This is a genomic window from Orrella sp. JC864, from assembly GCF_037026685.1.
Taxonomy (GTDB): Bacteria; Pseudomonadota; Gammaproteobacteria; order Burkholderiales; family Burkholderiaceae_B; genus Orrella.
This window is the reverse complement of sequence record NZ_JBANET010000004.1, coordinates 113,752-137,916: the sequence shown is the minus strand read 5'-3', so window position 1 is coordinate 137,916 and position 24,165 is coordinate 113,752. Positions and strand designations below refer to the sequence as shown.

The 24,165-nt window shown below is 68.7% G+C and carries 21 protein-coding genes and 2 tRNA genes; 13 read left to right on the top strand and 10 right to left on the bottom strand.

The genetic code is table 11. The features are described 5' to 3' along the window. The first annotated feature begins 12 nt into the window (after nt 1–12). The 6 genes from V8Z80_RS05490 (at nt 13) to otsA (ending at nt 8,479) form a co-directional block, all read left to right on the top strand. Entirely contained in the window at nt 13–2,229 is a 2,217-nt protein-coding gene (locus tag V8Z80_RS05490; protein WP_155196595.1) for a putative bifunctional diguanylate cyclase/phosphodiesterase, read from the top strand. A gap of 75 nt (nt 2,230–2,304) precedes the next feature. Continuing rightward, complete coding sequence (locus V8Z80_RS05485; protein WP_336061295.1) at nt 2,305–4,611, top strand: FdhF/YdeP family oxidoreductase; 2,307 nt, start codon at nt 2,305–2,307, stop codon at nt 4,609–4,611. Nucleotides 4,612–4,839: 228 nt separating this feature from the next. Continuing rightward, nucleotides 4,840–4,916: transfer RNA gene (locus tag V8Z80_RS05480), tRNA-Arg, on the top strand. Nucleotides 4,917–5,066: 150 nt separating this feature from the next. Beyond that, nucleotides 5,067–5,981, top strand: a complete 915-nt coding sequence (locus V8Z80_RS05475; RefSeq protein WP_336061294.1) for an SAM-dependent methyltransferase — start codon at nt 5,067–5,069, stop codon at nt 5,979–5,981. A 271-nt stretch (nt 5,982–6,252) separates the two neighbouring features. After that, complete coding sequence (gene otsB / locus V8Z80_RS05470) at nt 6,253–7,071, top strand: trehalose-phosphatase (RefSeq protein ID WP_155196593.1); 819 nt, start codon at nt 6,253–6,255, stop codon at nt 7,069–7,071. Beyond that, on the top strand, nt 7,064–8,479 hold the full coding sequence (otsA, locus tag V8Z80_RS05465) for an alpha,alpha-trehalose-phosphate synthase (UDP-forming) (RefSeq protein ID WP_336061293.1): 1,416 nt from the start codon (nt 7,064–7,066) through the stop codon (nt 8,477–8,479). The genes otsB and otsA overlap by 8 nt, the downstream gene beginning before the upstream one ends. A gap of 114 nt (nt 8,480–8,593) precedes the next feature. Here the strand turns inward: otsA and V8Z80_RS05460 are convergent, their stop codons facing one another. From V8Z80_RS05460 to V8Z80_RS05445, 4 genes are all read right to left on the bottom strand, one after another. After that, entirely contained in the window at nt 8,594–9,442 is an 849-nt protein-coding gene (locus tag V8Z80_RS05460) for an SMP-30/gluconolactonase/LRE family protein (protein WP_336061292.1), read from the bottom strand. A gap of 21 nt (nt 9,443–9,463) precedes the next feature. Then, nucleotides 9,464–10,705 (bottom strand): NAD(P)/FAD-dependent oxidoreductase, encoded by a 1,242-nt coding sequence (locus V8Z80_RS05455; RefSeq protein WP_336061291.1) that lies wholly within the window; start codon nt 10,703–10,705, stop codon nt 9,464–9,466. Further along, nucleotides 10,702–11,055, bottom strand: coding sequence for a RidA family protein (locus V8Z80_RS05450; protein ID WP_336061290.1), 354 nt, complete (start codon nt 11,053–11,055; stop codon nt 10,702–10,704). The genes V8Z80_RS05455 and V8Z80_RS05450 overlap by 4 nt, the downstream gene beginning before the upstream one ends. Nucleotides 11,056–11,159: 104 nt before the next feature. Then, entirely contained in the window at nt 11,160–12,134 is a 975-nt protein-coding gene (locus V8Z80_RS05445) for a LysR family transcriptional regulator (RefSeq protein ID WP_336061289.1), read from the bottom strand. 125 nt (nt 12,135–12,259) lie between these two features. On the opposite strand from V8Z80_RS05445, the gene V8Z80_RS05440 reads away from it, so the two are divergent. From V8Z80_RS05440 to V8Z80_RS05425, 4 genes are all read left to right on the top strand, one after another. After that, complete coding sequence (locus tag V8Z80_RS05440) at nt 12,260–13,270, top strand: Bug family tripartite tricarboxylate transporter substrate binding protein (protein ID WP_155196588.1); 1,011 nt, start codon at nt 12,260–12,262, stop codon at nt 13,268–13,270. A 13-nt stretch (nt 13,271–13,283) separates the two neighbouring features. Then, the gene (locus tag V8Z80_RS05435; protein WP_336061288.1) at nt 13,284–14,828 is read left to right on the top strand and encodes an amidase; all 1,545 of its coding nucleotides are present in this window, start codon (nt 13,284–13,286) and stop codon (nt 14,826–14,828) included. Nucleotides 14,829–15,056: 228 nt separating this feature from the next. Next, nucleotides 15,057–15,182 (top strand): type II toxin-antitoxin system HicA family toxin, encoded by a 126-nt coding sequence (locus V8Z80_RS05430; RefSeq protein WP_442951939.1) that lies wholly within the window; start codon nt 15,057–15,059, stop codon nt 15,180–15,182. Nucleotides 15,183–15,194: 12 nt separating this feature from the next. Then, entirely contained in the window at nt 15,195–15,596 is a 402-nt protein-coding gene (locus V8Z80_RS05425) for a type II toxin-antitoxin system HicB family antitoxin (protein ID WP_336061287.1), read from the top strand. Between the two features lie 445 nt (nt 15,597–16,041). Here the strand turns inward: V8Z80_RS05425 and V8Z80_RS05420 are convergent. The 6 genes from V8Z80_RS05420 to cysS all read right to left on the bottom strand — a co-directional run bounded on the left by V8Z80_RS05420 (nt 16,042) and on the right by cysS (nt 21,840). After that, nucleotides 16,042–16,134: transfer RNA gene (locus V8Z80_RS05420), tRNA-Ser, on the bottom strand. Between the two features lie 72 nt (nt 16,135–16,206). Continuing rightward, on the bottom strand, nt 16,207–17,469 hold the full coding sequence (locus V8Z80_RS05415; RefSeq protein WP_155196584.1) for an aspartate kinase: 1,263 nt from the start codon (nt 17,467–17,469) through the stop codon (nt 16,207–16,209). Between the two features lie 69 nt (nt 17,470–17,538). Continuing rightward, nucleotides 17,539–18,480 (bottom strand): tRNA lysidine(34) synthetase TilS, encoded by a 942-nt coding sequence (tilS, locus tag V8Z80_RS05410; RefSeq protein WP_442951945.1) that lies wholly within the window; start codon nt 18,478–18,480, stop codon nt 17,539–17,541. Nucleotides 18,481–18,668: 188 nt separating this feature from the next. After that, nucleotides 18,669–19,634, bottom strand: coding sequence for an acetyl-CoA carboxylase carboxyltransferase subunit alpha (locus tag V8Z80_RS05405; protein ID WP_336061286.1), 966 nt, complete (start codon nt 19,632–19,634; stop codon nt 18,669–18,671). 50 nt (nt 19,635–19,684) lie between these two features. Beyond that, entirely contained in the window at nt 19,685–20,326 is a 642-nt protein-coding gene (locus V8Z80_RS05400) for a DNA-3-methyladenine glycosylase family protein (protein ID WP_336061285.1), read from the bottom strand. Nucleotides 20,327–20,364: 38 nt separating this feature from the next. Beyond that, entirely contained in the window at nt 20,365–21,840 is a 1,476-nt protein-coding gene (gene cysS / locus V8Z80_RS05395; protein WP_336061284.1) for a cysteine--tRNA ligase, read from the bottom strand. Nucleotides 21,841–22,080: 240 nt separating this feature from the next. Here cysS and V8Z80_RS05390 point away from each other — a divergent pair, with 240 nt between their 5' ends. The 3 genes from V8Z80_RS05390 to V8Z80_RS05380 all read left to right on the top strand — a co-directional run bounded on the left by V8Z80_RS05390 (nt 22,081) and on the right by V8Z80_RS05380 (nt 24,165). Next, a complete protein-coding gene (locus V8Z80_RS05390) occupies nt 22,081–22,767 on the top strand; it encodes a tetratricopeptide repeat protein (RefSeq protein WP_336061283.1) in 687 nt (228 codons plus the stop codon). 119 nt (nt 22,768–22,886) lie between these two features. Further along, a complete protein-coding gene (locus V8Z80_RS05385) occupies nt 22,887–23,396 on the top strand; it encodes a peptidylprolyl isomerase (protein ID WP_336061385.1) in 510 nt (169 codons plus the stop codon). After that, nucleotides 23,389–24,165, top strand: coding sequence for a UDP-2,3-diacylglucosamine diphosphatase (locus V8Z80_RS05380; RefSeq protein ID WP_336061282.1), 777 nt, complete (start codon nt 23,389–23,391; stop codon nt 24,163–24,165). Before V8Z80_RS05385 ends, V8Z80_RS05380 begins: the two co-directional genes overlap by 8 nt.

The window sequence follows — 24,165 nt, the reverse complement described above, 5'->3', positions numbered from 1 at the left end:
AGCTAGCAACAGATGGACCACGCGCACCGACGCAACGAAGAGCGCCGTCTTCAGGCGCTGCTGTCCTACGAGGTGCTGGACACGCCGCCCGAAGAGGACCTGGACCGCCTGGCCCGGCTGGGCGCCAGGATCTTTCGCGCTCCCATCGCGCTGATTTCGCTGCTGGACGAACATCGCCAGTTCTTCAAGGCCAGGGTCGGCATGGCCACGGCCCAGACCCGCCGGGACATTTCGTTCTGCCGGCACGCCATCGAAAGCGACGAGGTGATGGTGGTGCCCGATGCAAGCCGGGACCCCCGCTTTGCCGGCAATCCGCTGGTCACCGGCCAGCCTCACATCCGCTTCTATGCCGGCGCCCCCTTGCGCACGCCCGAGGGCGAACGCATCGGCACGTTCTGCGTTATCGACGACCAGCCGCGCGAATTCTCCGCGTGCGACAGCGAGATCCTGCGGGAACTGTCCGCCCTGAGCATGGACAGGCTGGCGCTGCGCCGGCTGCAAAGCGAGGCAAGCCGCGGCCCCGAACGACTGCAGCGCCTTGCCGCCAGCTCGCCAGACGGCATGCTGTGCACCGATGCGCAGGGCCGCATCACCTTCGCCAACGCGGCACTGTGCCGCATATTCGGATACGACGGACAGGCCCTGCTTGGCAGCGGCTTCGAAATGCTCATCCCGGAAGAAGGCCGCGAGCGCTACCGCCGCGCCCTGCTGCGCGTGGCTGCCGGCGGCACGCCCACCATGGTCGGCCGCACGGTCGAGCAGGTCGGCCAACGCGCCGACGGCACGGTCTTTCCGCTGGAACTGTCGCTGTCCATGTGGCGGGAGAACGGCCAGGCCCACTTTGGCGGCATCATCCGCGACCTGAGCCAAAGGCGCGCGCTCGAGCAGCGCCTGTTCCGCCTCGCGCACCTGGATCCGCTGACCGAGCTGGCCAACCGCGAGGCGTTCGGGCAGCGGCTGGACCACCTGCTCGCGCACGAAGCGCAGCTGGCCCTGCTGCTGGTGGACCTGGACAACTTCAAGGAGGTCAACGACGACCACGGCCACCATACCGGCGACCTGGTGCTGCGGCAGGTGGGCCACCGCCTGCGCGAGATATTCCCGGCCCCGGCCATGGTCGCGCGGCTGGGCGGCGACGAGTTCGCGGTGCTGCTGCCCCAGCCGCCCTCGCGCCAGCGCTTGAGCGAACGCGCGCAGCAGGCCATCCAGGCCATCGCGCTGCCCATCGAGGTGGGTCCCTTGCGCCTGAAAGTGGGCGCGAGCATCGGCGCCGCGCTGCATCCCTGGCACGGCAGCACCAGCGAACTGCTGATGGGCAATGCCGATCTGGCGCTATACAAGGCCAAGAAGGAAGGCCGCAACATCCTGCGCTTTTTCGTATCGGAGCTGCGCGATGCGCTGCTGCAGCGCCGCAAGCTCGAAGCCGAACTGAACCAGGCCTACGAGCAGGGCCAGTTCGAGTTGTACTACCAGCCCCAGGTCAGCCTGCGCTCGCGCGAGGTGGTCAGCTGCGAGGCGCTGCTGCGCTGGCGCCATCCGGTGCGCGGCCTGCAGACGCCCGCGCAGTTCCTGGACGTGCTCGAAGCCAGTCCGCTGGCCCTGCCCGTGGGCATCTGGATACTGCGCACGGCCTGTAGCCAGGCGGCCCGCTGGCGGGCCATGCGCCCGGACTTCCGCATCTCGGTAAACCTGTTCGGCGCCCAGGTCCAGGATGGACGGCTATCGCGCCTGGTGCAGGACGTGCTGGCCGAGACCGGCCTGGATCCGCAAGGCCTGGAACTGGAAATCACGGAAAACACCCTGATCCACCAAAGCTCGGAATTCCTCGGCGCGCTCGAGCGCATCCAGGCCACGGGCGTGGGCATCGCGCTGGATGACTACGGCACGGGCTATGCCTCGCTAAGCCTGCTCAAGCGCCTGCCCGTCACGCGCCTGAAGATAGACCGCTCCTTCGTGCACGACGCGACCCACAACAAGGAAGACGCGGCGGTGGTGCGCGCCATCCTGTACCTGGGCCGCAACTTCGGGCTTAACGTGGTGGCCGAAGGGGTGGAGACGCTTTCGCATGAAGCCTTCCTGCGCCGCAGGGGCTGCGATCACGCGCAGGGCTACCTGTACGGGCGGCCGCAAAGCGCCGCGCAATTCGAACAGCGCTATCTGGGCAGCCGGCATCCAGCCGAACCGGCGCAAGCCGGCGCGCCCGCGCCGGGCGGGCAAGCCCCGTCGTAAGGACACACGAACCGTCACATCCAACCCCGGTGCTTGCCCCTATCCTTACGGAATACTGAACGAGAGAGGGACAGCATGGACAAAGGCAAGATCGATCCCTATCACGGACCGGCCGGCGGCTGGGGCTCGGTGCGCTCGCTGGGGCGCATGCTCAGGCGCGACCGGTCGCTGCCCGGCGCGCTGCCGGTGCTGCTGCGCCAGAACAAGCCCGGCGGCGTGGCCTGCGTCAGCTGCGCCTGGGCCAAGCCGGCGCAGCCGCACACCTTCGAGTTCTGCGAGAACGGCGCCAAGGCCACCTCGTGGGAAAACATGGGCAAGCGCCTGGATGCGGGGTTCTTCGCCCGGCACGACCTGGCGCGGCTGCGCGCCTGGAGCGATCACGAACTGGAGGCGCAAGGCCGGCTGACCGAGCCGATGCGCTGGGACGCGGCCAGCGGGCGCTACGTACCAGTCCAATGGGAACAGGCGCTGACCGAGATCGGCCAGGCGCTGCAGGCGCTGCCAGCCAGCGCCACGGTGTTCTACACCTCGGGCCGGGCCTCGCTGGAAACCTCGTACATGTACCAGCTGCTGGCCCGCCTGTACGGCAACAACAACCTGCCCGACAGCTCGAACATGTGCCACGAGACCACCTCGGTGGCCTTGCCGCACACCATCGGCGTGCCCGTGGGCACGGTGCATATCGAGGACTTCGACCAGACCGAGTGCCTGCTGTGCTTCGGCCAGAACACCGCATCCAACAGCCCGCGCATGCTGCACCTGCTGCAGTCCGCCAGCCGCCGGGGCGTGCCCATCATCACCTTCAATCCGCTGCACGAGCGCGGCCTGGAAGCCTTCAAGAATCCGCAGGCGCCCACCGAGATGCTGCGCCCGGGCGCCACGCCCATCAGTTCGCGCTATCACCAGGTCAAGACTGGCGGCGATATCGCCGCGCTGCTCGGCCTGGCCAAGGCCTTGCTCGAACAGGACGAGCAGGCCCGGCACGAGGGGCGCCCCGGCTGCCTGGACCGGGCCTTCATTGCCGAGCACACCGACGGCTTTGACGAATTCGCCCGGAAGGTGCGGGCCTGTCCGTGGGAAGACATCGAGCGCAATAGCGGCCTGGTGCGCGAGGCGCTGCGCGAGACCGCCGCCATCTACGGCCGCGCGCGCTCGGCCATCGCCCTGTACGGCATGGGCCTGACGCAGCATCGGGATGGCGTGGACAGCGTGCAGATGCTGGTCAACGTGCTGCTTATGCGCGGCAACATCGGCAAGCCCGGCGCCGGCATCTGTCCCGTCCGGGGCCACTCCAACGTGCAAGGCCAGCGCACCGTCGGCATCACGGAAAAACCCGAGCTGGCGCCGCTGGACCGGCTGGCCGCACAGTACGGCTTCGAGCCGCCGCGCGAGAAGGGCCTGGACACCGTGGGCACCTGCCACGGCGTGCTGGACGGATCGGTGCGCGCCTTCGTCGCGCTGGGCGGCAATTTCCTGCGGGCCGCGCCCGACACCGCGCGCCTGGAGGCGGCATGGCCCGGCCTGGCGCTGACGGTGCACATCACCACCACCCTGAACCGCAGTCACCTGTTCCCGGGCCAGGCCAGCTATCTGCTGCCCTGCCTGGGCCGCACCGAAATCGACGAGCAGGCCAGCGGGCCGCAGACGGTCAGCACCGAGGATAGCACCGGCCGCATCCATGCCTCGCGCGGCATTTCCAAGCCGGCCGGCGAGCAGCTGCGCTCCGAGCCCGCCATCGTCGCCGGCATCGCGCAAGCCATCCCCCGCGTGGCGCGGCATGCCAAGGTGCCGTGGCGCGAATGGGTGGCCGACTATGGGCGCATCCGCGATGCGATCGAGCAGACCTATCCCGAGAGCTTTGCCGGCTACAACCGGCACCTGGGCGAGCCGGGCGGCTTCGCGCTGCCCAATGCCGCACGCGAACGGCGCTGGAACACCGAAACGGGGCGGGCGCGTTTTTTCTTTCCCTCGTGCCTGACGGCGGTCGGCGACCACGCCCCCGAAGGCCCGGACATCCTGCAGTTGATGACCCTGCGCAGCAACGACCAGTTCAACACCACGGTCTACGACATGAACGACAGGTTCCGCGGCATCTACGGCACCCGCGAGATAGTGCTGATGAACCCGGCGGATATCGCGCGGCTCGGGCTGCAGGCCGACATGGCGGTCACGCTCAGCACCGCGCTCGAAGACGGGCACCCGCGCCATATCGGCGGCCTGCGCCTGGTGCCCTACGACATTCCCCAAGGCTGCTGCGCCGCCTACTATCCCGAATGCAACGTGCTGGTCCCGCTGTGGCACCATGCGCGCGACAGCCACGTGCCGGCCGCCAAATCGGTGCCGGTGCGGGTGCGGCCCACGGCGGCGGCGCCCCCGGCCTGAGAGGGCCACCTTGCCAAACCGCAAAAAAAGGTGATATAGTTTTGGGCTTGGCAGCAAACGCCATAAGCGAATTGCCCGCCGGCTTGCAGTATCCTGGATACGAAGCGTCAAAAATCTGTTATGATTTTGCCTCTTCGCCGCCGGATGCGAAGCAGCAGTAAACGGGAAACAGCCTTGCGGCCTTTTTCGTATCGCCAAAAGCGATGAATGCAGTACCAGCAGTACCAAGCGCCCGTAGCTCAGTTGGATAGAGTACTTGGCTACGAACCAAGGGGTCGTGGGTTCGAATCCTGCCGGGCGCGCCAGAATTTACGCAGCAAGCAAACGGATCAGCCGCACCAGCGCCTGGTCCGTTTTGCTTTGTGGCCCCATGGCGGGAACTCCGGCCCGCCTGCGGCGGTCAGGGCCTATGTGCCGGTGCCGGCGCGATGCACGGCGCCCGTCAGGAGCCGCCCATGCCCGCCGCAACGCGCCGTCCCGCCTTCGCCCCGCCCGCGCATGCCTTGCCTGCGCGTGCCCGGCTCAACGGCCGGCCCCCGGTGCGCCTGCCCTGGCTGGCCGCTTTCCTGGCGGCGGCATCGGCCTTCTTTGCCGCCGGGACTTGCATGGCCGGCACGCACGCGGCCCTGGCGGACTACGAACCGCGGATCGGCCAGCCCGGCAAGGACCTGGTCTGGGTGCCCACGGCCGGCGCGCTCGTGGAAAAGATGCTGGACCTGGCACAGGCCACCCCGGCCGACTACCTGATCGACCTGGGCTCGGGAGACGGCCGCACCGTCATCGCGGCGGCCCGGCGCGGCCTGCGGGCGCATGGCATCGAGTACAACCCGGAGCTGGTCGCCCTGGCGCGCCGCAACGCCGAACAGGCCGGCGTGGCGGGGCGGGCCACTTTCGCCCAGGGCGATATCTTCGAGTCGGACTACTCCCAGGCCCAGGTGATCACGCTGTTCCTGCTCCCCACGCTCAACGAGCGCCTGCGTGCCGACATCCTGGCCCTGGCCCCGGGCACCCGGGTGGTCTCCAATTCGTTCCCGATGTTCGATTGGGAGCCGGACGAAACCGCCCTGGCAAACGGCGACTGCCAGACCTATTGCGAGGCGCTGCTGTGGATCGTGCCGGCCCGGGTCCAGGGAGACTGGCGGCTTGACGGGGCGCCGCTGCGCCTGACGCAGCGTTTCCAGTTCCTGGACGGCTCGCTGGGAGAGCACGAGATCGAGGCGGGCCGCCTGCGCGGCAGGGAAATCTCCTTCGTGGCCGATGGCATCCGCTATACCGGCACGGTCGAGGACAACGCCATGCACGGCACGGCCGCCGGAGCGGCCGGCACGCGCGGCTGGCGGGCCTACCGCGCCGGCGCGGCGGCGCCGTAGCAGCGCCGCGCCCGGCGTGGCGTCAAAACGTCCCCTCCCGACCTCTTGTGCCAGCCCGATGCCGTCCCCATATCTTTCACGCGCCGTAGCGCATGTATCGATACCTGACCGGCCCAGGGCGCAGTCCCGCTCGCCGCACGACGTCTTGTAACGAATGCAGCGATGTGGGCAAAGGTCTGGGGCCGTCTATCTGGGAGGATGGATCGGTGGGCCCGGGCACGGGTCCGGATGCCAGCGGCGGCACCCTAACGTGAAATGGATCCGCACCCGTATGAAGCAAGAAACGCCTCCCCTGCTGGCGCTGCTCGCCGGCCTTGGCATAGACCGCGTGGCCTTGTTCCTGGACGTGGACGGCACGCTGGCGCCCATCGCCAGCCGGCCCCAGGACGTGCGGCTGGCCCCGCAGACGGTGCAGACCCTGCGGACCCTGCATGCGCACAGCAACGGGGCCGTGGCGCTGGTGTCGGGCCGGGCCATCGCCGACCTGGACCGGCTCGCCGCGCCGCTGGCGCTGCCGGCAGCCGGCGCGCATGGCGCGCAATGGCGCGCCGCCGACGGTACGATCAAGCAGGTCGCCAGCGATCCTGCGGTCATGCAGGAAATCATCCAGGCGCTCGAACCCATGCTGCGCACCCATCCGGGCTTGCAGCTGGAGAACAAGGGCCTTTCGCTGGCCCTGCACTACCGCCACGCGCCCCATTGCCGGGCGCTGGTCGAACAGACGCTGGCCGAACTGGTCGCACGCCATGCGCAGACCCACGCGCTGCAAGCCGGCAAGTGCGTGCTCGAAGTCGTGCCGCGCGGCGTCAGCAAAGGCGCGGCGATCGGCCGCTACATGCAGTCCCCGCCTTTCTGGGGGCGGGTTCCCGTGTTCGTCGGGGACGACGTCACGGACGAGTCAGGATTCAAGATGGTCAACCAGGTCGACGGCGTATCGGTCAAGGTTGGCGAAGGGGAGACACTGGCGCGCCATCGCATCGCCAGTGTGGACGCATTGCTGCACGTGCTTGCGCGGTGGTGTGCGGATCTTCAACGGACAGCCTTGGGCGGGGCGCCGGACGACTCTATGCAAAGGTGTATCCATGAGTAGACTGATCGTCGTATCGAATCGCGTGGCATCCATCAAGGAAGGGGAACAGCCGGCCGGCGGCCTGGCCGTAGGCGTCTACGAGGCGCTGAAGGAAAGCGGCGGGCTATGGTTCGGCTGGAACGGCGACGTGGCGCACTCGCCGCCGACCGAATTCTGCCTGCGCCGCCACGGCAAGGTGACCTTCGCCACCCTGCCCCTGGTGCAGATGGACTATGACCAGTACTACCGCGGCTTTGCCAATGCCACCTTGTGGCCTACTTTCCATTACCGGGCCGACATCAGCCGCTACGACCGCGAGGAATACGAAGGCTACCGGCGCGTGAACACCTGGCTGGCCCGCCATCTGGCCAAGCTGGTCAAGCCCGAGGACACGATCTGGGTCCACGACTATCACCTCATCCCTTTTGCCCATGCGTGCCGCGATGCGGGCCTGCGCAACCGCATCGGCTTTTTCCTGCACATTCCCTTTCCCACCGAACAGGTGCTGGCCACCATCCCTTGCTACCGCGAGCTGATGGACGACCTGTTCTTCTACGACCTCATCGGTTTCCAGACCAGCGAGGACCAGATGGCCTTCGCCGACTGCGCCGTGCGGCGCCGCTATGCCCGGCTGGACGGCGAGAAACTGCAGCATCCGAACGGCCGCGTGGCCAAGGTCGGCACCTATCCCATCGGCATCTCGCCGGACGAGCTGGCCGAGCAGGCCGCGGCGCTGCGCGACGCCGAACCGGTGGTCAAGCTGCGCCAGGCCGTGCGCGACCGCAAGCTGGTGCTCAGCGTGGACCGCCTGGATTATTCCAAGGGCCTGGTGCAGCGCTTCCAGGCCTTCGAGCGCCTACTGCAAGCCGCGCCCGAGCATCGCAACCACGTCAGTTTCGTGCAGATCTCGGCACCCTCGCGCGAGGACGTGGCGGCCTACCAGCAGATCCGCGAGCAGCTCGAAAGCCTGGCCGGCGCCATCAACGGCCACTGGTCCGACCTGGACTGGACGCCCATCCGCTACCTGAACCAGAACTTCGCCCGCGAAGAAGTGCTGGGACTGATGCGGCTGTCGCAGGTCGGCTACATTACGCCCCTGCGCGACGGCATGAACCTGGTCGCCAAGGAATACGTGGCCGCCCAATCGCCGGACGACCCGGGCGTGCTGGTGCTTTCGCGCTTTGCCGGCGCCGCGCACGAACTGGCCGAGGGCGCGCTGCTGGTCAATCCCTACGACCTGGAAGGCATGGCCGAGGCCCTGGACCAGGCCCTGAAGATGCCGCTGCGCGAACGCCGCCGCCGCCACGCGATGATGATGGAGCGCCTGCGGCGCAACGACATCGTGCGCTGGCGCGAGCGCTTCCTGGAGGACCTCAAGCCGGGGCTTCAGGAAGCCGATGCGCGGCGCGGGAGCAAGGCGCTGCATTGAGCGGGCCAGGCGGAGCCGGTTCCGGACCATACGGCGCGCAGGCATCGCACACGCAGGCAGATACCGCGCGCGTCCTCGTCCTGTTCGACGCCCCGACGGATCAGCAGCCCTTTCTCATGGAATGAAAGCCGGCTCTTGCCGGCCGTGCGCCACGGCCCCCAGGTCGAAGGTCTGGCCCGACAGCGGATACGCCGCCAGGGCATCCTGCGCCAAGCCTTGCTGCGCGGTGGTCACGAACAGGCGCCCTTCGCCCAGCGCCGGGCAGCTGGGCTGCGGCACAGGCAGCCGGCGGCTTTCCAGGCACCGGCCGTCAGGGCCATAGCGGTTCACGCAGGCTGCGCCCCAATGGGCCACCCATACGGCGCCGGCCGCGTCCGTGACGGCGCCATCGGGATTGAGGCCCTCCTGCGCAAAATCCTTCCACAAGACCGGTTCGCCTGCCGGCCAGCCGTCGCCGTCCAGCGACCACCGCCACAGCATGCGCCGGACCGTATCGGAAAAATAGGCATGGCCGCGGTCGGGCGCGAAACAGATGGAATTCGGTATCGTCAGGCCGGCGCGCAGGCGCGCAAGCTTGCCTTGCCGATAACGATAGATCGCGCCGGCGCCCGGTTCGGCCCCCTTGCCCATGGTGCTGATCCAGAAGCCGCCCCAAGGGTCGGCCCGTCCATCGTTCGAGCGCGTGGCACGCTCGTCGGCCTCGATCTGCGCCAAGCGCACGCTGCACCGGCTGTCGATGTGAAAGCGCCAAAGGCCGGTCTCGGAAGCCAGCAGCAGATGGTCGCGGTCGATCCACGCCGCGGCCGAGTGGATCTCGCCCAGCTGCGCCTCATAGGCGCCGCCCTCGCCGCGCCCGAGCAGGCGCTGGCCCAGGATGTCGAACCAGAACAGCATCCGGCGCTGCGGATGCCAGAGCGCGCCCTCGCCCAAATGGCAGGCACGGCTGTCGAAGACGGTATGCATGCTCGAGACTCCTGCCGAACTTCAAGCTCCGAAACGCAGGGCCGAATACGGCATCGGATCGACCAGCGGCTGCTGCCCGGACATGAGTTCGGCCAGCAGCCGGCCGCTGGCCGGCCCCAGCGTAAAGCCCTGATGGGCATGGCCGAAGTTGAACCACAGGCCCCGATGCCGGGGAGCCGGCCCGATCACCGGGTTCATGTCCGCCGTGCATGGACGCGCGCCCAGCCAGGGCTCATGCTCGACCGGCTCGGGCAGGTCCAGCAGCTCGCGCGCCAAGGCCTGCGCCTTGCGCATCTGGACGGGCGTGGCAGGCGCGTCCAGATGCGCGAACTCCGCGCCCGTGGTCACGCGCACGCCGCGCTTCATGGGCGCCAGCACCAGTCCCCGGTCCACGTCGTACAAGGGCAGGCGCGGCCCCTGCGCGCCTCGGTAATGCCGATGATAGCCGCGCTTGACGAACAGGGGCAGCCGGTATCCGAGCGGACGCAGCAACGCATCGGACCAGGGACCGAGCGCCACGACGACGTGCTCGGCCTGGAGCATGCCCTGGTCGGTGGCCACGCGCCAGCCGCTGCCCTGTGCCTGCAGGCTGGCGGCATCGCCGCGCGCAAGCCGCCCGCCCCGGGCGGCGAACAAGGCCGCGTAGCGTTCGACCAGCTCGCCCGGATCGCTGACCGACCAGGCGTCGAGCCAGTGTATGGCGCCGGCCATGCGCAGGCGCAATGCCGGCTCGGCGGCGGCCAGCGCATCGCCGTCCAGCACGGCATGCCGCAGCCCATGACTGGCGTGAAGCCGCTCGGCATTGGCGGCGGCGCGCGCCAGGCTGGCCTCGTTGCGGAACACGAAGCGGTAGCCTTGCTCGCTGACCAGGTCGCGCGCCTGCGCCTGGTCGATCAGCGGCGCGTGCTCGGCCACCGAATGGGCGATGAGGCTGCCATAGGCCCTTGCCAGCGCCGGATAGCGCGACGGCCCCGAGTTGCGCCAATAGCCTGCCAGGTGCAGCGCCAGCCGCGGCAAGGCGCGCAGGTGGTAGTGCACGTCGGCGCCGCGCTTGAACGCCACGCGCAGCAAGGTGGCGGTATCGCGCGCAAAGGCATAGGGCTCGACCGCCTCGCGCTGGATGATGCCGGCATTGCCGTAGGAAGTCTCACGCCCGGGCTCGCGCCGATCGACCAGTGTGACGGACCAGCCCCTGAAGGCCAGGTGCAGCGCCGCACAGGTGCCCACCATGCCCGCGCCCAGGACGATGGCGGTACGGCTCATGCGTCCTGGCAGGCGATGACCGTCAATTCTATGCGCGCCGCCGGCAGCATCAGGCCGGCCCGCACCGTGGTGCGCACCGGCAGCGGGTCCGAGAAGCGGCTTGCATAGACACGGTTGAAGGCCTCGAAATCGGCCGGATCCACCAGGTACGCCGTGACCGAGACGATATCGTCCAGGCCCAGGCCCTGGCCGGCGAGCGTGGCGGCGATGCGATCGAGCGTGAGCGAGGTCTGGGCCGCGATGCCTTCGGGGATGGACCCATCCGGCGCGATGGGCATCTCGCCGGACAGGAACACCAGGCCGCCGGCCCGGCGCACCTTGGAGAACGGAAGCGTATTGACCTGGGACACGAATTTCCTCCTGGAACGAAGCGGCTATCCTGGGGCAGATTATTCCTTCAACGCCGGCAAAAGAGAAAGAAAGCTGCATTGCCGATTCGGCAATATCTTCCGCTTCAGTCTTCATGGGCCAGCGCCGCGCGCAGATGGTCGATGAAGGCGCGGGCCGCCTCGGGCAGGTGGCGCCCGGCCAGCGTCTGCACCTCGAAGTGCCTTTCGTTCATTTCACGATCGCGCAGCGCAACAGCCACGACCGCCCCGCTGCCCAGGTGCTGGCGCAGGGCGAGCTCGCCGCAGAAGGTCACCGCGTCGGTGCGCGCCACATAGTTCACCAGCGGATAAAGCTGGCCGCTGGTGAATACGGCCTCGCACGGCAGGCTCTGGCGGCTGCAACTGATGTCCAGCAACTGGCGCAAGGTGCTCGACGGCGCGGGCAGGGCCAGCGGGTGGGCCGTCACTTCGGCCAGGCTGACATGGCGCCTGGCGGCCAGGGGATGGCCCGCCGCCATGACGGCAAGCACGGGCGAGGGATGGCGCAGCTCCACGTTGAGCCCGCGCTCGGAGGCCAGGCTCACCGTCACGCCGATATCGGCCTGCCCTTCGCGCACCCGCCGCACCACCTCGGACTGCGCCAGCATGTCGATGGAAAAACGGATGCCGGGGCAACGGGCCTGGAATTCGGCCGCCAGCGTCGGGAGGAACTCGTAGGCATACCCTTCCGTGGCCGCCACGCGCACCAGGCCGGCGCGCAGGCCGCGCAGCGCCAGGATGTCCTCGGTGACGCGCTCGATGTCGAGCCAGGCGCGGCGCGCATGGGCGGCCAGCAGCTCGCCGGCGGCATTGAGCACCATGCCGCGCGCGCGGCGCTCGAACAGCAAGGTATCGAGCTCGCGCTCCAGGCGGCCGATCTGCCGGCTGACCGCCGAGGGCGCCACATCCAGGCGCGCCGCCGCCTCGGTGATCGACCCGGCGTAGGCCACCTCCAGAAAGTAGCGCAGGCCGACCTCCTGCAGCACGCGCGCATTGACGGTGCGGCCATTGGCAGCGCGCCGCGCCGCCTGCCCCGAAGACGGCCAGGAAGAAGATGCCATGGCGTGATCCCCTTGTATATTGCCTTTTTGGCAATGAATCTTTTATGGAATTGCTATTGATGCAAAGTATAGGGCGTTCTTAGGATAGGAAGGCCATCCTAGCCAACAACATCAAGGGGTCCCACATGAGCATTCGTTCCATCCTGGCTTGGCGCGGCCGCCCGGCCCGCGCCCTGCTTGCATCCGGGCTGCTGGCCGCCTCGGCCCTGTGCGGCGCGCCTGCCGCCGCGCAAGACAGCTATCCCACGCGGCCCATCACGCTGGTCGTGCCCTTCCCGCCCGGCGGCAGCGCCGACACCGTCGGCCGCCTGGTCGGCAAAGGCCTGTCCGATGCGCTGGGCCGGCCCGTCGTGATCGACAACCGGCCGGGAGCGGGCACGGCCATTGGCGCCAGCCTGGTGGCCAACGCGCCCGCCGACGGCTATACCCTGCTGCTTGCCTCGGGATCGACCTTCACGGCCAATCCCGCCCTGCGCAAAGACCTGCCCTACGATGCGGTCAAGAGCTTCGACCCGATCGCCATCGTGACCCGCATCCCGCTCATCGTGCTGGCCAACCCGAACGTGCCGGTGAACAACGTGAAGGAATTCGCGGCCGCCATCAAGGCCCAGCCCGAGAAGTACTCGTATGCCTCGTTCGGCACCGGCACCACCTCGCACTTCACCGGCGAGATCGTGCTGCACGCGCTGGGCGCCAAGATCATGCACGTGCCCTACAAGGGCAGCGCGCCGGCCATGAACGACCTGATCGGCGGCCAGGTTCCTTTTTCGGTGGACACCGTGACGGCCGCGCTGCCCCAGCTCAAGGGCGGCAAGGTCAAGGCCATCGGCGTGACGACTGCCAAGCGATCGTCGCAGCTGCCCGATGTGCCCACTTTCGCCGAAGCGGGCTATGCCGACGTGAACGCCGACACGTGGATCATGATCGCCGCGCCCAAGGGCACCCCCGAACCGGTGCGCAGCAAGCTCGAGCAGACGCTGGCCGCCATCGTAGCCAAGCCCGAGGTCCAGGCAGCCCTGCAAGCCCAGGGCGCGGAACCGGCATTCTCCGGCTCGGCGGCATCGGTCGAACAGATCGCCCAGGAACTTCCGCTGATGCGCGAGGTAGCGCAACGCTCCAACATCCAGGTCGATTGATCCGCCCTTGCCCATGTCCGAAGATACCCGCTGCCTCGTTGAAATGCCCGCCGTGGCGCTGCGCCGCCTGATCGGCGCGCGCCAGGTTTCCCCGGTCGAACTGCTCCAGGCCTGCATCGCCCGCATCGAGCAATTGAACCCCTTGGTCAATGCCGTTACAGCCACCGCGTTCGAACGCGCGCTCAGCGAGGCGCGCGCCGCCGAGCAGGCCGTGATGCGCGGCGAACCGCTGGGACTGCTGCACGGCCTGCCCCTGGGCGTCAAGGACCTGGAGCCTACCGAAGGGCTGCTTTCCACCATGGGCACGCCCAGCCTGCGCAACCACGTGCCCTCGGCCGATGTCGAACTGGTCGCCCGGCTACGCCGGGCTGGCGCCATCGTGGCGGGCAAGACCAACGTGCCGGAGATGGGCGCCGGCGCCAACAGCCGCAACCCGGTCTGGGGCGCCACCGGCAACCCCTTCGATCCCAACCTGAATGCCGGCGGCTCCTCGGGCGGCTCGGCGGCGGCCCTGGCGCTCGATCTGCTGCCCTTGTGCACCGGCTCGGACACTGGCGGCTCGCTGCGCATCCCGGCCGCCAAGTGCGGAGTCGTCGGCATGCGGCCCTCGCCCGGCGTGGTGCCCAGCGTGCGCAAGCGCCTGGGCTGGTCGCCCATCTCCGTGGTCGGGCCCATGGGCCGCACGGTGGCCGACGCGTGCCTGCAGCTGGCCGCCAGCGCCGGTCCGCACCCAGGCGACCCGCTCTCTTATCCGCTCGATCCGATGGCCTTCCTGGCGCCGCCCCCGGCGGACCTCTCGCGCCTGCGCGTGGCCTGGACGGAAGACTTCGGCGCCTGCGACGTCGATCCGATGATCCGCCGCGCCATGCGCGAAAAGATCGCCGCCATGCGGCACCTGTTCGCATGCTGCGACGAAGTCGGCTTCGAGCTGGGCGACGTCCACCGCTGCTTCGACGTGCTGCGGGCCGAGGCCTTCGTGGCCGGCATGCGCGAAACCTACGAGCGCGACCCCGCCAGCCTGGGCCCGAACCCGCGCGCCAACTACGAGATGGGCCTGCGCATGTCGCTGCTCGACGCCGCCTGGGCACAGGACGAACAAACGCGCATCATCGCGCGGTTCCAGCGGGTATTTCGCGACTACGACCTGGTGCTCTCGCCCACCACGCCGGTCTCGCCCTTTGCATGGACCCGGCCTTACGCCGAAACCATCGACGGCCGGCGCCAGGAAAACTATTACCGCTGGCTGGCCCTGACCTACGTCGTCACCCTGACCACGCATCCGGCCATCAGCCTGCCCTGCGGCACCGACGAACGCGGCCTGCCGTTCGGCCTGCAGGCGGTCGGCCCGTTTCGCGGCGACCTGGACCTGCTTTCGGCGGCCCTGTCCATGGAACAGGCGTTCTCGGCGCATGCCGCGCTGCGCCGCCCGCGGCCGGACATCGCGCGCCTGAAGCAAAGGCCCGCCGATCCCGCGCTGGACAGCATCGTGACCGCACCGCCCGATGACCGGCATGCGCACGAGCCCAACGACGGTGTCGCGGCGGCCTCGGTGGTGTAGGCGGCTAGCCGGCGAATGGCCCGCCCGCGCTCGAAAATTCTCGCGACCGGCTCATGACAATCGGCCCATTGAGCCTGGGCCGCACCGCCGGCTTCTGAGCCAGCGGAGATACCCTTGCCGTATTTTGTAGGTGTCGTGCTGACAGCCGTGACGCGGTGGGTATAATAACCACCATGAACAGCAGGCAAATCATCAGGCAACTGGAAGGACGGCTGGTTCCTGGCCCGTGTGAAGGGCTCGCACCACCAGTTCAAGCATCCATCCAAGCCTGGCTTGGTGACTGTGAAACACCCTGACAGCGACATCCCCGCCGGCACGCTGCATAGCATCAGGAAACAGGCGGGATGGAAGTAAGGAGGTAGCGCGATGCGATACCCTGTGGTCCTGCACACCGACGACGGCATCCGCTACGGCGTAACGGTGCCCGACCTCCCCGGCTGCTTCTCCGCCGGAGACACCTTCGAGGATGCATTGGAGTCCGTAAAGGAAGCCATTGACCTGCACTTGGAGGGCTTGACCGAAGGCGGCGAGGATGTGCCCGTGCCGCGCCCTATCGCGGAACACCGCGGAAATCCCGACTTCGCGGATGGCGTCTGGGCAGTGGTGGATGTGGATGTATCGCGCTTCGACGGGCGCACGGAAAAGGTCAACATCACCGTGCCGCGCCGCGTGCTGGTGAAGATCGACACCTACGCGAAGGCGCACGGCGCCACGCGCAGCGGCTTCCTGGTGGAAGCCGCGCGCCGGGTCATGGAAGGTCGCTCCTAGGCCGATAGTCATGCTGTCCATGCTTTACCAGCACAACAAGCTGGCAGTCTCTGGGCATCCTTGGGCGATCATCGGCATAAAAAAACCCGCAGAACCAATGTTCATGCGGGTTTCTGGGCAACCATGGGCATCAATTTGGCGGAGACGGAGAAGGCCCCCCACGGCGGAACAAGCGGCGGCTCTGGCGGCTGAATAGGCCTCGCTGCAACGGCATCACCGAAGGCGGATCTGCAGGTCCGATAGCTTCGCTGTGGCCATAGGTGTGTATCCCGTGCTGGTAATTTCACGCCGCGAGGGCAAGGGGACTGAAATTACCAGCAAAATTACCAGCACAACAAGCTGGTAGTCCCTGGGCATCCTTGGGCAAACCTGGGCATAAAAAAACCCGCAGAACCAATGTTCATGCGGGTTTCTGGGCAACCATGGGCAAACATGGGCATTAACTTGGCGGAGACGGAGGGATTCGAACCCTCGATGCAGTTTTTAGCCACATACTCCCTTAGCAGGGGAGCCCCTTCAGCCTCTCGGGCACGTCTCCGGGAACAGAAGTCCGAAATTCTAGCACGATTGCCGGCGCCCTAACGTCAACAATCGCGCGGCATGGCGGTTATCAGGCCGCGGCCTGCGTCTGGTCCAGGCCGAAGGCCTTGTGCAGGGCGCGCACGGCCAGTTCCATGTACTTGTCGTCGATCAGCACCGAGGTCTTGATCTCGCTGGTGCTGATCATCTGGATGTTGATGCCTTCCTCGGACAGGGTGCGGAACATCAGGCTGGCCACGCCCACGTGCGAGCGCATGCCGATGCCGACAATGGAAACCTTGCAGACCTTGTCGTCCGAGACGATCTCGCGCGCGCCGACGGCGGGCTTGACCACGTTGTTCAGCACGTCCAGCGCGCGGTTGTACTCGTTGCGGTGCACGGTGAAGGAAAAGTCGGTGGTGCCCTGCACCGACTGGTTCTGCACGATCATGTCCACGTCGATGTTGCGCTCGGCCACCGGGCCAAGGATGGAGTAGGCGATGCCGGGCTTGTCGGGCACGCCCAGCAGGGTGATCTTGGCTTCGTCGCGGCTGAAGGCAATGCCCGAGACTACGGCTGCTTCCATTTTTTCGTCATCCTCAAAAGTGATCAGCGTGCCCGAGCGCATTTCCTCGTCGAGCGGAATAAGGGGATCGGTGAGCGAGGACAGCACCCGCACGGGAATGCGGTACTTGCCCGCGAACTCGACCGAGCGGATCTGCAGGACCTTCGAGCCCAGCGAGGCCATTTCCAGCATTTCCTCGAAGGAGATGACCGACAGGCGGCGCGCCTCGGGCACCACGCGCGGATCGGTGGTGTAGACGCCGTCCACGTCGGTGTAGATCAGGCATTCGCGCGCGCCCAGCGCGGCCGCCACGGCCACTGCCGAGGTGTCCGAGCCGCCTCGGCCCAGCGTGGTGATGTGGCCATCGTCGTCCACGCCCTGAAAGCCCGTGACCACCACCACGCGCCCGGCGTCGAGCTCGGCGCGGATGCGCTGGTCGTCGATGGAGGTGATGCGCGCCTTGGTGTAGGACGAGTCGGTCCGCACCGGCACCTGCCAGCCGGTGTAGCTGCGCGCCTGCACGCCCAGGCTTTGCAGGGCCAGCGCCAGCAGGGCGCTGCTGGCCTGCTCGCCGGTGGCCGCCAGCATGTCGAGCTCGCGGCCATCGCCGTTGGGCGAAATCTCGCGGGCCAGGCCCAGCAGCCGGTTGGTCTCGCCGGACATGGCCGAAGGCACGACCACCACCTGGTGGCCGGCTTCGTGCCATTTGGCGACGCGCCGCGCTACATTCTTGATCCGCTCGATGGAACCCATCGAGGTACCGCCGTACTTGTGAACGATCAGGGACATCTTGGACTCGGATTGGCGCCCGAAGTCGAACCACCCCGGGCAATTCAAGGTCGGGCAAAGTCGAACATTCTAACGCGTTGGCGGGCCGCGCCGCGCAAGCGACCCGGCGCGGCCCGCCGGACGGGGCTCGATCAGCACCCTGCCGCGCACGCAGCGCACGCGGAATTGGGCGTGGTCAAACACCATCTGGCGGTCGTGCCCCAGGGCATGGAGCTGGCGCAACTGGCGCATCAGCGCCTCCAGGCGCGCCTCGGTGGGCATGCGCGCGCCGTTGCGGTCGAACCAGTGCCGCAGCACGTGCGCCTGGTGCGCCGGCGCCAGGCCGCGCCAGGCCGCCAGCGAAAAGCTGACGCCCTGCGGATCCGGGTCCAGGCCGGCGAAGTCGGCGCGCGCCACCTCGTCCAGCAGTTCGGCCGCCTGCGCGGCCAGGCGCGCGTGGCGCGCCAGGATGGCGCGCCAGCCCGGCCAGCGCTGGTCCAGCGCGGGCGCGAGCAGCGTGCGCACGGCCGCGCGCGTGTAGCGGGGATCGGCGTTGCTGGGATCGCTGACCGCGTGCCAGCCGGTGTCCTGAGCGTAGCGCCGGGCGGCCTCGACGATGAGCGCGCGGTCGCACTCCAGCCAGGGGCGCAGGTAGCGCACCGGGCCGCGGCGGGTTTCGTGCGCCATCGCGGCCAGGCCGGCCGGCCCGGAACCGCGCAGCAGGCGCAGCAGCACGGTCTCGGCCTGGTCGCCCAGATGATGCGCCAGCAAGATGGTGCCGATGCCATGCTCGGCCGCCAGCCGGCCCAGCGCCTCGTAGCGGGCCTGGCGGGCGGCGGCCTCCACGCCCAGGCCGCCCGCGGTATCCACGGTGACGTAGGCCACGTGCACCGGCAGGCCCAGGCGCCGGCCCAGCTCGCGCACCTGCCCGGCCCAGTCCTGGGCCTGCTCGAACAGGCCGTGGTGCACGTGCAGCAGATGCAGCGGCCGGCCGGCCCGGGCGGCGGCCTGGGCGCCCAATACGGCCAGCATGGCCGAATCCGCGCCGCCGCTGACGGCCACGCCCCAGGCGGCGGCGCCCTCGTCCCGGCCGGCATCCTCGCTGGCGCGCCGCAGGCAGGCCTGCAAGGGGCCGAGCAGCGCTTGCGTGGGATCGATCTGGCTCACGTGGACGGACCCCTATGGCCGCGCGCGGCGAACCCGGCGCGCGGAAAATGGGCTCAGGCGCGCGCTTCCTGCACCCGGCCATAGGCGCGCACGCGCTCGAGTCGGTGCGCGACCAGTTGGTCGGGCGTCATGCCGCTGAACTGGCGCAAGGCATCGCCCAGCGAGCGGCGCAGCAGGCGCGCCATCACGCGCGGGTCGCGGTGGGCGCCGCCCACCGGCTCGTTGACCACCCGGTCGATCAGGCCCAGTTCCTTCAGGCGCGGGGCGGTGATGCCCAGGGCCGCGGCGGCCTCGGGAGCCTTGTCGGCGCTGCGCCACAGGATGGAGGCGCAGCCTTCGGGCGAGATCACCGAATAGGTGGCGTATTGCAGCATCAGCACCGCGTTGCCCACGGCGATGGCCAGCGCCCCGCCCGAGCCGCCTTCGCCGATGATGGTGGCGATGATGGGCACGCGCAGCTCGGCCATGGCGTACAGGTTGTGGCCGATGGCCTCGGACTGGCCGCGCTCTTCGGCGCCCACGCCCGGATAGGCGCCGGGCGTGTCGACGAAGGTGAAGACCGGCATGTTGAACTTCTCGGCCAGGCGCATCAGGCGCAGGGCCTTGCGATAGCCCTCGGGGCGCGGCATGCCGAAGTTGCGCATGGCGCGCTCCTTGGTGTCGCGGCCCTTCTGGTGGCCGATGACCATGCAGGGCGCGCCGTTAAAGCGCGCCAGCCCGCCCACGATGGACTGGTCGTCGGCATACATGCGGTCGCCGTGCAGTTCGTGGAAATCGGTGAAGATCTCGCGCACGTAGTCCAGCGTATAGGGCCGCTGCGGATGGCGAGCCACCAGCGCGGTCTGCCACGGCGTGAGCTTGGCGTAGATGTCCTTGGCCAGCGTCTGGCTCTTTTGCTGCAGCCGGCTGATTTCCTCGGAGATGTCCACGGCCGAGTCGGCCTGCACGAAGCGCAGTTGCTCGATCTTGTTTTCGAGCTCGGCCATGGGTTGTTCGAATTCGAGAAAGGTATTGCGCATCTCGTGTCGGGTTCCGTGTTCGGGGGATGGGCTGCAGCGCCGGGGCAGGCTCAGGCCTGCTCGGCGGACTCCAGGCTGCGCCAGAGATACCAGGTCGCAACGGTACGCCAGGGCTGCCAGGCTTGCGAGACCTCGCGGGCCTCGAAACGCGAGACCGGCTCGCCGCTGAAATAGTGTAGCGAGATTGCCTTGAGCAGCCCCGGGTCGTCCAGGGGCAGCACGTCGGGCCGCTGCATATTGAAAATCATGAACATCTCCGCCGTCCAGCGGCTGATGCCCCGGATGGCGGTCAATTCGGCCACCACCGCCTCGTCGTCCATGCGCGCCCAGCCTTCGGGATGCACGCGCTTTTCCAGGAAATGGCGCGACAGGTCGACCAGGTATTCGGCCTTGCGCTGCGGCAGGCCGGCCTGGCGCAGCCCCTGCAGGCCGACGCGCTCGACCGAGCCGGCGGTGGGCCGCTTGCCGCAGGCGCCGGCCAGCGCCTGCCATAGGGCGTCGGCGGACTTGAGCGAGACCTGCCGGCCCACGATGGCGCGCGCCAGGGTGACGAAAGGCGTGTCGCGCGCCGTAAGCCAGACCTCCGGGTGGGCGGGGATCAATTTCTTGAGAATGCGGTCGCGCCGCATCAGGTCGGCGACGGCCTCGTCCCAGTAGTCGGGCTTGGCGACGGGAAGTTCGGAACTGACCATGAAGGATGTTTCTTAGGCAGGACGGTTTTTGTTTGTTGTCAGTTGCGGCGCCATTGCGTGGCGCCGCCGGGCTTGTCTTCGAGCTCGATGCCGGCCGCGCGCAGCTCGGCGCGGATGGCGTCGGCACGCGCGAAATCGCGCTCGCGCTTGGCCTGGGCGCGCTCGGCCAGGCGCGCCTCGATGGCTTGGGCCGACAGGGCCGGCGCATCGGCGGCCTCGCCCTCGGCGCGGCGGCGGTAACGGGTATCGCACTGCAGGTAGGCGGCCGGCGCCTGCTGCAGCAGGCCCAGCACGCCGCCCAGTGCGCGCAGCTGGGCCGCCGCCTGGGCGCTGCGCTGGCGGTTGACCTCGCCGGCCAGCTCGAACAGCGCGGCGACCGCGCCCGAAGTGTTGAAATCGTCGTCCATCGCGGCCTTGAACGCCTGGGCCGCCGGCGCCTGCCAATCGAGCTCGGCCGGCGGGCCGGGCGGCACGTTCTGCAAGGTCTGGTAGAGGCGGTCCAGCGCGTTCTGCGCATCGAACAGGTTGTCCGGCGCGTAGTTCAGGCTGCTGCGGTAATGGTTGCGCACGATGAAAAAGCGCAGCATCTCGGCTTCGCGCGGGTTGTACCAGTCATCGCCCTGCGCCGGGTCGTAGCCGGCCTGCTCGGCCGGGCCGCGGCCGATGGTCTGGCGGATGGTGCGGAAATTGCCCAGCGACTTGGACATCTTGTCCGCATCGACCATCAGCGGGCCGCAATGCATCCATACGTTGGCCAGCGCGCCGCCGTAGGCGCCCTCGGACTGCGCGATCTCGTTCTCGTGGTGCGGGAATTTCAGGTCGGGGCCGCCGCCGTGGATGTCCAGCGGCAGGCCCAGCAGCGCGCGGCTCATGGCCGAGCATTCGATGTGCCAGCCCGGCCGGCCCAGGCCGTAGGGCGACTGCCACTTGGACTCGTCCGGCTCGTCCGGCTTGGCGGCCTTCCAGAGCACGAAATCCAGCGGATCGCGCTTGGACGAGCCCACCGCCACGCGCTCGCCGGCCCGCAGGTCATCCAGCGACTTGCCCGAGAGCTTGCCGTAGCCGGGAAAGGCGCGCACCGCATAGTTCACGTCGCCGTCCTCGGCACGGTAGGCCAGGCCGCGGCGCTCGAGCTCGGCGATGATCTCCAGCATGTCGCCCACGTGGCCGGTGGCGCGCGGCTCGGCCGTGGGCGGCTGCACGCCCAGCGCGCGCTCGTCGGCGTGCATGGCGTCGATGAAGAACGACGTGACCTCGCCCAGCCGCTTGCCGGTCTCGACCGCGCGGCGGATGATCTTGTCGTCGATGTCGGTGATGTTGCGCACGTAGTGCACCTGCAGGCCGCTGGCGCGCAGCCAGCGCTGCACCACGTCAAAGCCCACCAGCATGCGCGCATGGCCCAGGTGGCAGTAGTCGTAGACCGTCATGCCGCACACGTACATCCGCACGCAGCCCGGTTTCGCCGGCGTCAACGGAACCTTGGAACGCGAGAGCGAATCGTAGATATGCAGCATGGACGTATGAACGGGGACTAGGGTTCGGGACCGGAACCGGCGCGGGGCCCCGCGCTGGGTTCGGCGGCGCGCGGCCGCAAGCCGCGCCGGTCCGGGCCGGGCGCGCCGCCCGCGCCCGCCGCAGGGCACGCGCCGCGGCAACCGGGCTAAAATGGCGATCGGCAAGTATAGCAAGCCGGCCATGCCTTCCGGGGCCGGCCCGGCCGCCCTCCTTCGAAACACCACCGAGACGCCTTTCCTATGCCGCGTGCCCGCCTGACCTTGACGATCGCCCTGATGAGCGCCCTGGCCGCCGGCCAGGCCTGGGGCCAGCCGGTCGGCGGCGGCAACCCCGCCGACGACATCCCGCCGGCGGCCGGTACCAGTTCGGCCAACCTGCCGGCGGCCGGCGGCTCGGATGCCATCGCGCGCCTGCTCGAGGCCCTGCGCCCCAACGTGGACACCAGCATCCCGCCCACGGCCTCGCAGATCACCGACCGCATCGAGGCGCTGCTCAATGCCGGCCAGAACGAGCAGGCCCTGGCCGAGATCCAGGCGCGACTGCGCCAGGAAGAAAACCGCATCGCGCCCGGCACCGACGTGCAGCTGCAGTTCCAGCATGCGCGCGCGCTGGCCGCCCTGGGCCGCACCGGGCAGGCGCAGGCCATCTACACCGAGATGACCACGCGCTATCCCGAACTGCCCGAACCATGGAACAATCTGGCCGCGCTCTACGTCCAGCAAGGCCATCTGGACCGCGCCGAACAGGCGCTGCAGATGGCGCTGGTCGCCAACCCGCGCTACGCCACCGCGCGCGCCAACCTGGCCGATGTGCAGCTCATGCAGGCCCAGCGCAACTACGAAAGCGCGGCGGCCGGCGGCGTGGCCGGCACGCGCGGCAAGGCATCCACCTTGCGCAACCTGATAGAAGGCAAAGCCCAACCATGAGCTTTTTCCTCCCGCAACGCCTGCTGCGCCTGGGCGCATGCAGCATCGCCCTGGTCAGCCTGGCCCTGCCGGCCGGCGCCCAGACCGGATCCCCCTCTTCCTCCTCCCAAGGTACCGCAATGAGCAGCTCTGCCCGCGTCAAACTCCAGACCAACTTCGGCGACATGGTCATCGCCCTGAACGCCGAGAAGGCCCCCAAGTCGGCGGAGAACTTCCTGACCTACGTGCGCGAAGGCTTCTACGACGGCACGGTGTTCCATCGCGTGATCGACGGCTTCATGATCCAGGGCGGCGGCTTCGAGCCGGGCCTGAAGCAGAAGCAGACCCACCCGCCCATCGAGAACGAGGCCAACAACGGCCTGAAGAACGAGCGCTACACCCTGGCCATGGCCCGCACCAGCGACCCGCACTCGGCCACGGCGCAGTTCTTCATCAACGTGTCGGACAACGACTTCCTGAACTTCACCGCGCCCACCGCCAACGGCTGGGGCTATGCCGTGTTCGGCCAGGTGGTCGAGGGCACCGACGTGGTGGACAAGATCAAGGCCGTCAAGACGGGCAACCGCGGTTTCCACCAGAACGTGCCCGCCGAGGACGTCTTGATCGAGAAGGCGGAAATCCTTGAATAAACTGCCCATGCCCGGGCGGCTGTGGCTGGCTTCGGACCTGCACCTGGGTCCGGAGACGCCGGCCACCAGCGAAGCCTTTCTTGCCTTCCTGCAGGCGGCGGCCCAGGAGGCCGACGCGCTGCTGCTGCCCGGCGACCTGTTCGACGCCTGGATCGGCGATGACGTGATCCGCGCCGCGCCGCCCTGGCTGGCGGCGGTGCTGGACGGCCTGAAGCAGGCCGGCGCCCGACTGCCCCTGTGGCTGGGCCGCGGCAACCGCGACTTTCTGATCGGCGAGGAACTCGCCCAGGCGGTGGGCGCGCGCCTGCTGCCGGACCAGGCCCTGCTCGGGACCGACTACGGCACCGTGCTGCTCTCGCACGGCGACGAATACTGTACGGACGACGTGGCCTACCAGCAGTTCCGCGCCATGGTGCGCAACCCGCAATGGCAGGCCCAGTTCCTGGCGCAAAGCATCCCGCAGCGCCTGGCCATGGCCGCGCAGGCGCGCGGCGAAAGCATGGCGGCCAACCAGTCCAAGGCGGCAGAGATCATGGACGTGAACGCCCAGGCCGTCGAGCGCGCCTTCCTGGACAGCGGCGTGGCGCTGATGGTGCACGGCCATACCCACCGCCCAGCCCGCCACGTGATGGAAATCGGCGGCAAGCGCCGCGAACGCTGGGTGCTGCCGGACTGGGAACTGGACCATGCCCAGCCGCCGCGCGGCGGCTGGATGGTGCTGGACCGCGACGGCCCGGCCGTCTACGACGTCGAGCCGGCCAAGGGCTGA